This window comes from Mycobacterium sp. NGS40, from assembly GCF_059812735.1.
This window is the reverse complement of the sequence record NZ_JCALDG010000009.1, coordinates 226053-240685: the sequence shown is the minus strand read 5'-3', so window position 1 is coordinate 240685 and position 14633 is coordinate 226053. Positions and strand designations below refer to the sequence as shown.

Annotated in this window: 12 protein-coding genes and 1 tRNA gene; 11 read left to right on the top strand and 2 right to left on the bottom strand. The window is 66.2% G+C overall.

The window, feature by feature from the left end; genetic code table 11:
• Positions 1-36 precede the first annotated feature (36 nt).
• Entirely contained in the window at positions 37-816 is a 780-nt protein-coding gene (locus AC5Y5O_RS16330; protein WP_096289578.1) for an alpha/beta fold hydrolase, read from the bottom strand.
• 80 nt (positions 817-896) lie between these two features.
• Between AC5Y5O_RS16330 and AC5Y5O_RS16325 the strand changes: the two genes are divergently transcribed.
• Complete coding sequence (locus AC5Y5O_RS16325; RefSeq protein ID WP_096289577.1) at positions 897-2663, top strand: GNAT family N-acetyltransferase; 1767 nt, start codon at positions 897-899, stop codon at positions 2661-2663.
• A 46-nt stretch (positions 2664-2709) separates the two neighbouring features.
• Here the strand turns inward: AC5Y5O_RS16325 and AC5Y5O_RS16320 are convergent.
• Positions 2710-2785: transfer RNA gene (locus AC5Y5O_RS16320), tRNA-Arg, on the bottom strand.
• Positions 2786-2909: 124 nt separating this feature from the next.
• Here AC5Y5O_RS16320 and argS point away from each other — a divergent pair.
• The 10 genes from argS to AC5Y5O_RS16270 all read left to right on the top strand — a co-directional run bounded on the left by argS (position 2910) and on the right by AC5Y5O_RS16270 (position 14633).
• Positions 2910-4574, top strand: coding sequence for an arginine--tRNA ligase (gene argS / locus AC5Y5O_RS16315; RefSeq protein WP_096289576.1), 1665 nt, complete (start codon positions 2910-2912; stop codon positions 4572-4574).
• Positions 4571-5989, top strand: coding sequence for a diaminopimelate decarboxylase (gene lysA / locus AC5Y5O_RS16310; RefSeq protein WP_096289575.1), 1419 nt, complete (start codon positions 4571-4573; stop codon positions 5987-5989). Before argS ends, lysA begins: the two co-directional genes overlap by 4 nt.
• A 2-nt stretch (positions 5990-5991) precedes the next feature.
• A complete protein-coding gene (locus AC5Y5O_RS16305; RefSeq protein ID WP_096289574.1) occupies positions 5992-7317 on the top strand; it encodes a homoserine dehydrogenase in 1326 nt (441 codons plus the stop codon).
• Complete coding sequence (gene thrC, locus AC5Y5O_RS16300; RefSeq protein ID WP_096289573.1) at positions 7314-8396, top strand: threonine synthase; 1083 nt, start codon at positions 7314-7316, stop codon at positions 8394-8396. The genes AC5Y5O_RS16305 and thrC overlap by 4 nt, the downstream gene beginning before the upstream one ends.
• Before the next feature lie 11 nt (positions 8397-8407).
• On the top strand, positions 8408-9343 hold the full coding sequence (gene thrB / locus AC5Y5O_RS16295; RefSeq protein WP_096291291.1) for a homoserine kinase: 936 nt from the start codon (positions 8408-8410) through the stop codon (positions 9341-9343).
• Positions 9344-9611: 268 nt separating this feature from the next.
• Entirely contained in the window at positions 9612-11498 is a 1887-nt protein-coding gene (gene rho, locus AC5Y5O_RS16290; RefSeq protein ID WP_096289572.1) for a transcription termination factor Rho, read from the top strand.
• A gap of 229 nt (positions 11499-11727) precedes the next feature.
• Positions 11728-11970: a 50S ribosomal protein L31 gene (rpmE, locus tag AC5Y5O_RS16285; protein ID WP_096289571.1), complete on the top strand. Its 243-nt coding sequence runs from the start codon at positions 11728-11730 to the stop codon at positions 11968-11970.
• A gap of 101 nt (positions 11971-12071) precedes the next feature.
• On the top strand, positions 12072-13145 hold the full coding sequence (gene prfA, locus AC5Y5O_RS16280) for a peptide chain release factor 1 (protein ID WP_096289570.1): 1074 nt from the start codon (positions 12072-12074) through the stop codon (positions 13143-13145).
• On the top strand, positions 13142-13987 hold the full coding sequence (prmC, locus tag AC5Y5O_RS16275; RefSeq protein ID WP_096289569.1) for a peptide chain release factor N(5)-glutamine methyltransferase: 846 nt from the start codon (positions 13142-13144) through the stop codon (positions 13985-13987). The genes prfA and prmC overlap by 4 nt, the downstream gene beginning before the upstream one ends.
• Positions 13980-14633: an L-threonylcarbamoyladenylate synthase gene (locus AC5Y5O_RS16270; RefSeq protein ID WP_096289568.1), complete on the top strand. Its 654-nt coding sequence runs from the start codon at positions 13980-13982 to the stop codon at positions 14631-14633. The genes prmC and AC5Y5O_RS16270 overlap by 8 nt, the downstream gene beginning before the upstream one ends.

Below are 14633 nucleotides of genomic sequence, written 5' to 3'. Positions count from 1 at the left end.
GCGCTCAATAGCAGCGGTATTCATCGGCCGAACAAGTCAGCCTCTGCGGGCGACGTCTTGGCTCAGGATCTGGGGCCAGGTCTCGACATCGGCCGGGACGTGCGCCACGGTGAGCGTTGACCGCGGCATCAGTGTCGCAAGCGATTCCGCCGTCGACATCGGATGCGCCGGGTCACCGACCCAGGCAAGAATCGTCGTCGGTACATCGATTCGTGCGACCGCTTCGCGAGCGGGCAGGTCGCTGAGAGCCGCGCCTCGAAACAGTGACGGCAGCAGTGCATCGGCCACATCCGGAACTGTCTCGGGCGCGCCGACCGTGGCTGGCGGCGGAGTCGCCCCACGCGCCGACGCGATGAACGCCCCGACTCCCTCGGTTTCGATAAGTTCGGCCGCAGCCCGGTAGATGGCCGCCTGCGCGGGCCGGGTTTCCCACGCGGTGGCCGGGACCATGAGCGTGAGGCCGGCGAAGCGGTCCGGCTCGCGGGCAGCCGCGTGCAGCAGCGTGCCGGTACCCATGGACGGGCCGACTCCGTGCACCCGTTCGCCGGGAAACCATTTGTCGAGCAGCTGCAGAAGATCCTCGGCAAGGCTTTCCCATCGGTAATCCTCGTCGACCTTGCGCCCAGTCGACTTGCCATGGCCGCGTGCGTCGTACCGCAACAGTCGGGTCCCGCTGAGGCCCCTGCCGAGGTCGAGATTGAGTACCCGGTCACGCGCGCGGCTGGAGGTAAGTCCGTGCAATTGAACAACCGGATGACCACCCTCGTCGCTCAGTTCAACCGCAAGCTCTGCTCCAGGAACCACGAAAGTGGACATCACGCAACTCTTTTCACGACCCGACGGCTCGCCCCGCGCTGACCGAGCATTCAGGCTATCTGGGGCGTTAGGGTACCGCCATGCGGCTGACCAACGTGGCGCACCTGCGGCTACCCTTCGGACGACTCTGGGGCTACGACGTGTCGGTGTCTGACCTCGGCCGGCAGCTCCCGGTGTCTTTTGACCAACGCATGCACGTTGGTGCGGGCCCACGGCCCGGTTCCTGGATGGCTCTGTCCATTCGGTTGTCTGCGGGGGTCAGCCGCCAATCGTTGGCCGATGCGTGGCTGGCGGTGATCGCCCGTCACGGCACGCTACGAACGGCATTCACACCCGGGCCGGACGGCGAACCGCAGCTGCATGAGATCGATATTCACCCGGACAGATGGGTCGAGCATGAGATCACTCCGGGCCAGGCGGTCAACGACGCATTGCGAGTAGTTCTCAATGCGGCGTGCTCGCCCTATGCGCGGCCCTCGCATCGGTTGTGTGTGTTGGAGACTGCCGCCGGATTGACGGTGGTGATCGCCGCCGACCACGCCCACGTGGACATGTGGTCGATGCTGGTGATTGCCCGGGACCTGTTGTCGGTGCTCGCTGACGCGCGCATCGGTCGTAAGCCGTTGCTGCAGCCGCCGCCGGCATTTGTCGTGCACACGCAAGCACTGTTGGACCGTCCTGCGGCACCGGACCATGTGCGCGCCCGATGGGCACAAATCATCAACGACAGCGGTGGGGTCATGCCACGGTTTCCGCTGCCGTTGGACGAATTCGGGCCGCATCCCGAACGCGTTGAAGTGCGTGACGTGTTCGACGTCGATGATGGCGCCGCGTTTGCCGAGCAGGCACGCGAGGACGGTGTCTCGACGCTGGCGCTTGCGGTGGTCGCCATGACTGCGGTGACCCGCGAGTTGGCCGGGGTCCCACTGCGCGCGGTGTTCCCCGTGCACAGCCGATTTGAAGAAAAATGGCACGACTCGGTGGGCTGGTTCATCACCAATTCGGTATTGGAGTCGGCGGTGGCCGAGCCGTCCGCCGCGGCCGCCGCCGTCAAAGAAGCGGTGCAGCTGGGTTCCTGGCCACTGGCCGACGTACTGGCTCCGTGGGGTGGAATGCCCGTTGCGCCGGGCATGTTCGCGATTTCCTGGCTGGACCAACGCAAACTTCCGGTGCGCATCGACTCGGTCGGACTCGACGCCCAGTATGTGAGCGCGAGCGTTGACACCGACGGCGTGATGCTCTGGTTCATCCAGGACGAGTCGGGGCTGCATCTGCGATGCCGCTATCCAGATACCGCGGAGGCACGAACCAACGTGGGGGCGTGGCTGGACCTGTTGGTGGCGCGCCTACAGGCGCTGGCACAGTCCTCGGTTCGAGGACTGCTGCAGGTGTCGGGCCGCACATTCCGTGTGCAGCGCGCGGCGCGCGAACACGTGGGGGTGATCGCCCAGCTGCTCTCCGACGACGAATTCAGTCAGGATCGCGAAGACGCCCAACTCGAACGCTACGAGACGGCCTACGACCTCGTCGTTCGCAACCGATCCAACTATCTCGGAGTCGTCCTGAACAGTTCCGACATGGTCGTCGCGACGGTGCAATTGACCGTCATTCCCGGCCTTTCCCGCGGCGGTGCCACCCGGCTGCAGATCGAGGGTTTACGGGTCGCCAAAGCCGAGCGTGGACAGGGCCTTGGTACTGCACTCGTCGAGTGGGCGCACAACTACGGCCGAGCACACGGGGCGCAGCTGGCGCAGGTGACCACGGACGAGGCTCGCGAAAGGGCGTTGGCGTTCTATCGCCGGCTCGGGTACCACGCCGCCCACGTCGGGCTGAAATGCACCATCTGATTAGCCGAGCTGACTAACCGGCACATCGTCTGACCTGCGTAAATCCTGGTGCCCCCGGCAGGATTCGAACCTGCGGCCTTCTGCTCCGGAGGCAGACGCTCTATCCCCTGAGCTACGGGGGCGCACGATATACATGCTGCGCCGATGGGCTTGAAACTATCCGGGACAGACTAACGCATCCGGGTGGCCGAGCTGACATCCAATGGATTCGGGGCATAGGCACGCTAACCAATAGGATGGACGCTCGTGACCCCTGCTGACCTGGCTGAGCTGCTCAAAGCCACCGCATCCGCGGTGTTGGCCGAGCATGGCCTCGACGCGTCGGCGCTCCCGGCGACGGTCACGGTGGAGCGGCCCCGCAATCCCGAACACGGCGATTACGCGAGCAACCTGGCCATGCAGCTGGGCAAGAAGGTCGGCGCGAACCCACGCGAGTTGGCAGGATGGCTGGCCGAGGCGCTGGCCAGCGCCGACGGTGTCTCCTCGGCGGAAGTGGCCGGACCGGGCTTCATCAACTTGCGCCTCGAGGCGTCGGCCCAGGCCAAGGTCGTCAACGACGTGATCGACGCGGGCGACCGCTACGGATACTCCGACACACTGTCCGGCACCAAGATCAACCTGGAATTCGTCTCGGCCAACCCGACCGGACCGATCCACATCGGCGGTACTCGCTGGGCGGCCGTCGGCGATGCGCTGGGCCGGCTGCTCTCCACGCAGGGCGCCGACGTCACGCGCGAGTACTACTTCAACGACCACGGCGCCCAGATCGACCGCTTCGCCAACTCGCTGATCGCCGCGGCCAAGGGCGAACCCGCGCCGCAGGATGGCTACGCCGGCAGCTACATCAACGACATCGCCACTCAGGTGTTGCAGAAGGCGCCCGACGCGCTGGGGCTGCCCGATGCCGAGATGCACGAGACCTTCCGCGAGATCGGCGTCGACCTGATGTTCAACCACATCAAGGAGACGTTGCACGAATTCGGCACCGACTTCGACGTGTACACCCACGAAGACTCGATGCACACCAGCGGGCGCGTCGACGAAGCCATCGCCCGGTTGCGTGCGGTCGGCAACATCTACGACAAGGATGGCGCAAGTTGGTTGCGCAGCAGCGCTTTTGGTGACGACAAGGACCGCGTCGTGATCAAGAGCGACGGCAAACCCGCCTACATCGCCGGGGACATCGCGTACTACCTGGACAAGCGCCAACGCGGGTTCGACTTGTGCATCTACATGCTCGGAGCCGACCACCACGGCTACATCGCGCGGCTCAAGGCCGCGGCGGCTGCGTTCGGTGACGACCCCGCCACCGTCGAGGTCCTGATCGGGCAGATGGTCAACCTGGTGCGCGACGGCCAGCCGGTGCGGATGAGCAAGCGGGCCGGCACCGTGATCACGCTCGACGACCTGGTGGACGCGCTCGGTGTCGACGCCGCCCGCTACAGCCTGATCCGCTCGTCGGTGGACACCGCGATCGACATCGATCTCGCGCTGTGGTCCTCTGCGTCGAATGAAAACCCGGTCTATTACGTGCAATACGCGCATGCCCGGCTCTCGGCGCTGGCCCGCAACGCCGCCGAGCTCGGCCTGATTCCCGGCGGTGCCGGTTTTGAAGGGCATCTCGAATTGCTCAGCCACGACAAGGAGGGTGCGCTGCTGCGCACCATCAGCGAGTTTCCGCGGGTGCTCGACACCGCCGCGTCGCTGCGCGAACCACACCGGATCTGCCGTTACCTGGAAGACCTTGCCGGTGACTACCACCGGTTCTACGACTCGTGCCGGGTATTGCCCCAGGGCGACGAACAACCCACGGACCTGCACATCGCCCGGCTGGCGCTGTGCCAGGCCACCCGGCAGGTTATCGCCAACGGACTGGCAATACTCGGCGTCAGCGCCCCGGAGAGAATGTGAACGTCCATCCGGCCGGTCCCCGGCATGCCGAAGAGATCCGTCACGCGGACAGCCCGCCCCGACCGCAGTCTCCGGAGGAGCTGCTGGCCTTGGCTCCGAATGTCTGGCCGCGCAACATGGTTCGCAACGATGCCGGGGTGGCCGTCATCGCCGGAGTCCCGGTGACCGAGCTGGCCCAGGAATACGGAACTCCACTGTTCGTCATCGACGAGGACGACTTCCGCTCCCGCTGCGCAGAGATCGCGTCGGCGTTCGGCGGCGGCGCCAATGTCCACTACGCCGCAAAGGCGTTCCTGTGCAGCGAAATTGCGCGCTGGATCGACGAAGAGGGCCTCTGCCTTGACGTCTGCACCGGCGGGGAACTGGCCGTTGCGCTGCACGCCAACTTCCCGCCGGAGCGAATCACCCTGCACGGCAACAACAAATCCGTCGCCGAGTTGACGACCGCGGTCAAAGCAGGTGTGGGCCACATCGTCGTAGACTCGATGACCGAAATCGAGCGCCTCGAAACCATCGCGGGGGAGGCCGGCGTCGTCCAGGACGTCTTCGTGCGACTCACGGTCGGCGTCGAGGCACACACCCACGAGTTCATCTCCACCGCGCACGAGGACCAGAAGTTCGGCCTGTCGGTCGCCGGCGGCGCGGCGATGGCTGCGGTGGAGCGGGTGTTCGCGACCGATCACCTGAGGCTGGTCGGCCTGCACAGCCACATTGGTTCGCAGATCTTCGACGTGGCCGGATTCGAGCTGGCCGCACGCCGAGTCATCGGCCTGCTGCAGGAGGTCGTCGCGGTGTTCGGGGTCGAAAAGACCGCGCAGATATCCACCGTTGATCTCGGTGGCGGCCTTGGCATTTCGTACCTGGCCTCCGACGACCCGCCGCCGATGTCCGAACTCGCGGCCAAGCTGAGCGCGATCATCAACAACGAGGCCGCGGCCGTGGGGCTGCCCACGCCCCGGCTGGTGGTCGAGCCCGGCCGCGCCATCGCCGGACCCGGGACGATCACGCTCTACGAGGTCGGCACCGTCAAGGACGTCGAGGTCAGCACGACGGCCATCCGGCGCTATGTCAGCGTCGACGGCGGCATGAGCGACAACATCCGCACCGCGCTCTACGACGCGCAGTATGACGCCCGGCTGGTGTCCAGAATCAGCGACGCACCGGCGGCGCTGGCCCGTATCGTCGGGAAGCACTGCGAGAGCGGCGATATCGTGGTGCGCGACGCCTGGGTGCCCGGCGACCTGGGGCCGGGGGACCTGCTCGGGGTGGCCGCGACCGGTGCCTACTGCTATTCGCTGTCGAGCCGCTACAACATGATCTGCCGGCCTGCCGTGGTCGCGGTTCGCGATGGGCGGCCCCGCCTGATCCTGCGCCGCGAGACGGTCGACGATCTGCTGAGTCTGGAAGTGAGGTGACTGTGTCGGGTAATGCAAAGCCAGTCGGCGTAGCGGTACTCGGGTTGGGCAACGTCGGCAGCGAAGTGGTCCGCATCATCGAGGAGAGTGCGGACGATCTCGCGGCCCGGGTCGGCGCCCCTCTTGCGCTGCGCGGCATCGGGGTACGGCGCGTCGCCGACGACCGTGGTGTGCCCGTTGAACTGCTCACCGACAACATCGAAGAGCTGGTCTCGCGGGAAGACGTCGACATCGTCGTGGAGTTGATGGGGCCGGTCGAGCCGTCGCGCAAGGCAATCCTGGCCGCACTCGAGCACGGCAAGTCGGTCGTGACTGCCAACAAGGCTCTGTTGGCCACCTCGACCGGCGAGCTGGCTCAGGCCGCCGAAAACGCGCATGTCGACCTGTATTTCGAGGCGGCGGTCGCGGGCGCGATCCCGGTGATCCGTCCGCTCACCCAGTCGTTGGCCGGTGACACGGTGGTCCGGGTGGCCGGCATCGTCAACGGCACCACCAACTACATCCTGTCCGCGATGGACAGCACCGGAACCGACTACGACAGCGCCTTGGCCGACGCGAGTGCGCTGGGCTACGCGGAAGCCGATCCCACTGCGGACGTCGAAGGCTACGACGCGGCGGCCAAGGCCGCGATCCTGGCGTCCATCGCCTTCCACACCCGGGTGACCGCCGACGACGTCTATCGCGAAGGCATCACCAAGATCACCCCGGCCGACTTTGCGTCCGCGCATGCGTTGGGCTGCACGATCAAGCTGCTGTCGATCTGCGAGCGCATCACGACCGACGATGGTCAGCAACGGGTTTCGGCGCGCGTCTACCCCGCGCTGGTGCCGCTGGAGCATCCGCTGGCCACCGTCAACGGCGCGTTCAACGCAGTGGTGGTGGAAGCCGAGGCAGCGGGCCGGCTGATGTTCTACGGCCAAGGGGCCGGCGGTGCGCCGACCGCATCCGCGGTGACCGGTGACCTGGTGATGGCCGCTCGCAACCGGGTGCTGGGCAGTCGCGGGCCGAAAGAGTCGAAATACGCCCAATTGCCGGTCGCACCAATGGGTTTCATCTCCACGCGCTACTACGTGAGCATGAACGTCGCGGACAAGCCCGGGGTGTTGTCCTCGGTGGCGGCCGAATTCGCCAAGCGCGAGGTCAGCATCGCCGAGGTCCGTCAGGAAGGCGTCGCGGACGAGGGCGGGCGACGGGTGGGGGCTCGCATCGTGGTGGTCACGCACAGCGCCACCGATGCCGCACTATCGGAAACCGTTGATGCGCTGGCCGATTTGGACGTCGTGCAGAGTGTGGCAAGCGTGCTGAGACTGGAAGGAACCAGCATATGAGCACGCCGCGAACCGCCGTCCACAAGCCCTGGCCGGGTCTGATTGCCGCCTACCGCGACCGGTTGCCGGTCGGCGAAGACTGGACGGCGATCACGCTGCTCGAGGGTGGCACGCCGTTGATCCCGGCCGCCCGGCTGTCGGAGCAGACCGGCTGCACGGTCCACTTGAAGGTGGAGGGGCTCAACCCCACCGGCTCGTTCAAGGACCGGGGCATGACGATGGCAGTCACCGACGCCGTGGCGCGCGGACAGCAGGCCGTGTTGTGCGCATCCACCGGAAACACCTCGGCGTCGGCGGCGGCCTACGCGGCGCGCGCCGGCATCACCTGCGCGGTCCTGATACCCCAGGGCAAGATCGCGATGGGCAAGCTCGCGCAGGCGGTTATGCACGGCGCCAAGATCATTCAGATCGACGGCAACTTCGACGATTGCCTGGAGCTGGCCCGCAAGATGGCCGCCGACTTCCCGACAATCTCGTTGGTCAACTCGGTCAACCCGGTGCGTATCGAGGGCCAGAAGACGGCCGCGTTCGAGATCGTGGACGCGCTGGGCACCGCGCCGGACATCCACTCGCTGCCCGTCGGCAACGCCGGGAACATCACCGCGTACTGGAAGGGCTACACCGAGTACCACCAGGACGGCGTGTTCGAGAAGCTGCCCCGCATGCTGGGCACCCAGGCGGCCGGAGCGGCGCCGCTGGTGCACGGCAAACCCGTCAAGAACCCCGAGACCATCGCCACCGCGATCCGGATCGGTTCGCCGGCGTCATGGACTGCCGCCGTTGCGGCTCAGGAGCAATCCAATGGACGCTTTCTGGCAGCGACCGACGAGGAGATCCTGGCGGCCTACCACCTGGTGGCCGAATCCGAGGGCGTGTTCGTCGAGCCCGCCTCGGCGGCCAGCATCGCGGGCTTGCTCAAGTCTGTCGAAGACGGTTGGGTGCCCCGCGGGTCGACCGTGGTGTGCACGGTCACCGGCAACGGTCTGAAGGACCCCGACACGGCGCTGAAGGATGTGCCCAGCGTTTCCCCGTTGCCGGTGGATCCTGTACTCGTCGTCGAGAAGCTCGGGCTGGCCTAGTCGTGAATCAGCTGCTGCCCGCCGGGCTGGTGGCCAGCGCCGTGGTGTCGGCGTCCAGCGCCAATCTTGGCCCGGGTTTTGACACCATCGGCCTCGCATTGAGTCTGTACGACGAGATCGTGCTGGAGACAATCGATTCCGGCTTGGTCGTCGAGGTCGAGGGCGAGGGCGCCGGCCAGGTGCCGCTGGGGCCCGAGCACTTGGTGGTGCGCGCCATCGAGCGCGGGCTACAGGCCGCCGGGGTCCGTGCCCCCGGCCTGGCGGTGCGCTGTCGCAATGCCATCCCACATTCTCGCGGTCTCGGGTCGTCCGCGGCGGCTGTGGTCAGCGGTCTTGCCGCGGTCAATGGCCTTGTCGCGCAAACTCATTCCGCCCCGTTCAGCGAGGCGCAGCTGATCCAGCTGGCCTCGGAGTTCGAGGGTCACCCCGACAATGCCGCGGCCGCGGTGCTGGGCGGCGCGGTGGTTTCGTGGACCGAGCGGGCCGACGACGCACCGGCTTACTCCGCCGTCCCGCTGGCGCTGCACCCTGATATCCGCCTGTTCTGCGCGATCCCGGAGGAGCGGTCATCGACCGCCGAGACGCGGGTACTGCTCCCCGCTCAGGTCAGCCACGAGGATGCACGATTCAACGTCAGCCGCGCCGCATTATTGGTGGTCGCGCTGACCCAGCGCCCGGATCTGCTGATGGCGGCCACCGAAGACGTCCTTCATCAGCCGCAACGAGCCCCGGCCATGCCGGCGTCGGCGGAATATCTGCGGCTGCTGCGGCGTCTTAATGTGTCAGCGACGCTTTCTGGGGCGGGTCCGTCCGTTATCGCATTGACTACCGAGTCGGAGTTGCCTTCGGAGGCGTTGGACTGCGGCGTTGCCAACGGATTCAGGATCACCGAGGTGACGGTCGGCGAAGGGGCTCGCTGGAGCCCGGGTGTCACAGTCGCTGGTTAATCCACAAGCTCGCCGGGGGGTTTGCTTGCTTCGAGCACAGATGCGGGTTATCCTCGGCATCGTCCAGCAATCGCAGCATCTGCATCTGCATACATACTGCCTTGCCGCTGGGATAACACCAATTCTTCTCGTGGACGAGGTTCGCCGTTTTCTCCGCCATCCCAGGCGATCACCGTTGCAGAGTCGATGATTGGGTGCACTCGGCAATTTGGCTGAATGCGACGAACCCCTCGTATGACGTGATCAGCGAGGGAAAGAAAGGAAATCCGTGACTGATACGGACCTGTTCACGGCTGACGAGAGTACGGACAGCAATCAGCTGCCGAACGCCGTGACCACCGACACTCCGGACGTGAAAACCAACGTTTCGGCCGGCTCCCTGTCCACCATGGTGCTGCCCGAACTGCGTGCGCTGGCTAATCAGGCCGGCGTCAAGGGCACGTCGGGGATGCGTAAGAACGAACTCATTGCCGCGATCAAGGAAATCAGGGGACAGACCAACGGCAAATCCGCCGCCACCCCGTCCGAGGACACCGGCAAGTCCGAACAGGACAAGAACCAAGAGAAAACTGCCGCCGAAGAACCGACTGCCCAAGGGGAACAGAAGGATTCGGCGAACGAGGGCAGCCAGCGCCGGGAACGGCGCGGCGCCTCCCGCGAAGCGGGATCGGCCCCCCGCACCGCCGACGAGGCGGACGGCGAGGGCTCGGAGAGCCGCAACGGCACCGCTCCTCGCGAGACCGACAAGCGCGACGGCAACCAGGCCGACAAGCGCGACGGTGGCCAAGGTCAAGGCCACAAGGAATCCAAGAACGACGACCGCGGATCAGATTCCGGCGATCAGCAGGGCTCGGGCGGCCAGCAAGGCCGCGGCGCCTCGAACCAGCAGGATGACGACGGCGACGGCCGTGGGGGCCGGCGTGGCCGCCGGTTCCGCGACCGCCGGCGTCGCGGTGAGCGCTCCGGCGAGGGCGGCGGCGGTGGCGAGGCCGAACTGCGTGAGGACGACGTCGTCCAACCGGTAGCCGGCATTCTTGACGTCCTCGACAATTACGCCTTCGTGCGCACTTCCGGATATCTGGCCGGCCCGCACGACGTCTATGTGTCCATGAATATGGTGCGCAAGAACGGCCTGCGCCGCGGCGACGCCGTGACCGGCGCGGTGCGGGTGCCCAAAGAGGGCGAGCAGCCCAACCAGCGGCAGAAATTCAATCCGCTGGTTCGCCTGGACAGCGTCAACGGTGGACCGGTCGAAGACGTCAAGAAGCGTCCCGATTTCCAGAAGTTGACGCCGCTCTACCCCAACCAGCGGCTGCGCCTGGAAACCACCCCCGACCGGCTGACCACGCGAGTCATCGATCTGATCATGCCGATCGGTAAGGGTCAGCGTGCCCTGATCGTGTCGCCTCCCAAGGCCGGTAAGACCACGATCCTGCAGGACATCGCCAACGCGATCACCAAGAACAACCCGGAATGCCACCTGATGGTCGTGCTCGTCGACGAGCGACCTGAAGAGGTCACCGACATGACGCGTTCGGTGAAGGGCGAGGTCATCGCCTCAACCTTCGACCGGCCGCCGTCAGACCACACGTCGGTCGCCGAGCTGGCGATCGAACGCGCCAAGCGGCTCGTCGAGCAGGGCAAGGACGTCGTGGTGCTGCTGGACTCGATCACCCGCCTGGGTCGCGCGTACAACAACGCGTCACCCGCGTCGGGCCGGATCCTGTCCGGTGGTGTCGACTCCACCGCGCTGTACCCGCCGAAACGGTTCCTCGGCGCGGCGCGCAACATCGAAGAAGGCGGATCGCTGACCATCATCGCCACGGCGATGGTCGAGACCGGGTCCACCGGTGACACGGTCATCTTCGAGGAGTTCAAGGGCACCGGTAACGCCGAGCTCAAGCTGGACCGCAAGATCTCCGAGCGCCGGGTGTTCCCGGCGGTCGACGTCAACCCGTCCGGTACCCGCAAGGATGAGCTGTTGCTCTCGCCCGACGAGTTCGGCATTGTGCACAAACTGCGCCGCGTGCTGTCGGGTCTGGACTCCCACCAGGCCATCGACTTGCTGATGTCGCAGCTGCGCAAGACCAAGACCAACTACGAATTCCTGGTCCAGGTGTCCAAGACGACACCGGGCAACATGGACAACGACTAGCGTCCCGACGTGACCACCGCTGAGGCGACACTGTAACCACGCAGACGACACGCCGATCCGTGTCTGCGTGGCTACAGTCTCGGCGTACCGGCCGCCGGGAATGCGCGGGCGTATCTCGCTGTTTGGGCTGATGTAGGTTGACCTGGCATAATCGACGGTCGACTACCCCCGAGGACCAGTTCAGGTCCCAGGAGTTCGCGCCGGGGCGACAACGATCGAAGAGGACATCATGAAAGCTGACATTCATCCCGCATACGGGGAGACCACCGTGCTCTGCGGTTGCGGTAACACGTTCAACACGCGTAGCACCAAAGACGGCGGTCACATCACTGTCGAGGTCTGCTCGCAGTGCCACCCGTTCTACACCGGCAAGCAGAAGATTCTGGACAGCGGTGGCCGCGTGGCGCGCTTCGAAAAGCGCTACGGAAAGCGCAAGGGCGGAACCGACAAGGCCGAATCGGCCGACAAATAGCTGCCTTACCGACGCCCGAACTGTGCACGAAACTGCGCAGGCCGGGCGTCGGTTCGCGTTTGCGGTAAATAAGCTCGCTGGGACCGGGGAGGAGGTGTGAAATGACGCAGCCGGTACAGACGATTGACGTGCTGCTGGCCGAGCACGCCGAACTGGAGCGGCGACTGGCCGACCCTGAGCTGCACAGCAATCCCGACGAGGCGCGCAAGGCCGGCCGTCGATTCGCGCGGCTGGCCCCGATCGTCGCCACGCATCGCAAGCTGGAGTCGGCACGCGACGACCTGGAGACCGCCCGCGAACTGGCCGCCGACGACGACTCGTTCGCCGACGAGGTCGTCGAACTCGAAGCGCGGGTGGCCGAACTGGACACCCAGCTCACCGACATGCTGGCGCCGCGCGATCCGCATGACGCCGACGACGTCGTGCTCGAGGTCAAATCCGGTGAAGGCGGCGAGGAATCGGCGTTGTTCGCTGCCGACCTGGCCCGGATGTACATCCGCTACGCCGAACGGCACGGCTGGACGGTGACGATGCTGGACGAAACCACCTCCGACCTGGGCGGCTACAAGGACGCGACGCTGACGATCGCCAGCAAGGGCGACTCGGCCGACGGGGTGTGGTCGCGGCTGAAGTTCGAGGGCGGCGTGCACCGGGTGCAGCGCGTCCCCGTCACGGAATCCCAAGGGCGTGTGCATACTTCGGCCGCCGGGGTGTTGGTCTACCCAGAACCCGAGGAAGTCGAGCAGGTGCAGATCGACGAGAGCGACCTGCGCATCGACGTCTACCGCTCGTCCGGCAAGGGCGGGCAGGGCGTCAACACCACCGACTCCGCGGTGCGAATCACCCACCTGCCCACCGGAATTGTGGTCACCTGCCAAAACGAGCGATCGCAGCTGCAGAACAAGATCCGCGCCATGCAGGTGCTGGCTGCCCGGTTGCAGGCACTCGCCGAGGAGCAGGCATCGGCCGACGCGTCGGCGGACCGGGCCAGCCAGATCCGCACCGTCGACCGCAGCGAGCGAATCCGCACCTACAACTTCCCGGAGAACCGGATCGCCGACCATCGAATCAACTTCAAGGCACACAATCTCGACCAGGTTCTCGACGGTGACCTGGATGCGTTGTTCGACGCATTGAGCGCCGCCGACAAACAGGCCCGGTTGCAACAGGCATGACCGTCCTGCGGCGCGCAATCGACTCTGCTGCGGCGGTGCTCGCCGAGGCCGGAATCGATTCTGCGCGTTGGGATGCCGAGGAATTGGCCGCTCATGTGGCAGGTGCCGAGCGTGGTCGGCTGACCTTGGTTGAGTCGATCGACGACGAGTTTTTGGTGCGATACCACGACATCGTCGCCGCCCGCTCGCGGCGAGTGCCGTTGCAACACCTGACCGGGACCGCGGCGTTCGGGCCGGTCCTGCTGCACGTCGGCCCCGGAGTCTTCATCCCGCGCCCGGAGACCGAGGCCATCTTGGAGTGGGCCGTCGCGCGGCGGCTCGACGCAGCGCCGGTGATCGTCGACTTGTGCACGGGATCCGGCGCGTTGGCGGTGGCACTGGCCCGGCATCGGCCGACGGCGCGGGTGATCGCCATCGACGATTCCGATGCGGCCCTGGACTATGCCCGGCGAAACGTGGAGGGCACCGCGGTCGAGCTGGTCCGCGCCGACGTCACCGAGCAAGGTCTGCTGCCCGAGCTGGACGGACGAGTCGACCTGGTCGTGGCCAACCCGCCTTACGTGCCGGATGACGTTGCGTTGGACCCCGAAGTCGCTCAGTACGATCCGGCGCACGCGGTGTTCGGCGGCCCGGACGGCATGACCGTGATCAGCGCGGTGGTGGACCTCGCTGGACGCTGGCTGCGTCCCGGCGGCGTATTCGCCGTCGAGCACGACGACACCACCTCGTCGCGGACTGTCGAATTAATCGAATGCACAGGTTTTTTCGAAGACGTCCGGGCACGGCAAGATCTCACCGGCCGGCCAAGATTCGTGACCGCGTGTAGGAGCGCCCGTGACTGAGGTGTTCAATTGTGCTGAGCCCGAACAGCGTTCGGCTGGAATTAGCTCGGCTGTCGGAGCGCTCAAGGGTGGACGACTAGTCGTGATGCCGACCGACACCGTGTACGGCATCGGCGCCGACGCGTTCGACAACACCGCGGTGGCCGCGCTGCTGGCGGCAAAGGGCCGCGGGCGCGACATGCCGGTCGGCGTGCTGGTGGGTTCGTGGCACACCATTGAGGGCCTGGTCTACACGATGCCGGACGGGGCCCGCGAACTGATCCGCGCGTTCTGGCCAGGTGCGCTGAGTCTGGTTGTGGCGCAAGCGCCATCGCTGCAGTGGGATCTCGGGGATGCCCGTGGCACGGTGATGCTGCGGATGCCGTTGCACCCGGTGGCGATCGAGCTGTTGCGCGAGGTCGGGCCGATGGCGGTGTCCAGCGCCAATGTCTCCGGTCGCCCGCCGGCGGTGAACGCCGTCGAGGCGCGTGACCAACTCGGCGATCTCGTCGATGTCTATCTCGACGCGGGACCCTCACAGCAGCAGGCGGCCTCGACGATCGTTGACCTCACCGGCGAGACGCCGCACCTGCTGCGCGCCGGACCGGTAAGCGTCGAGCGCATCGCGGACGTGCTTGGAATGGACCCGGGACGGTTGATCGCCTAG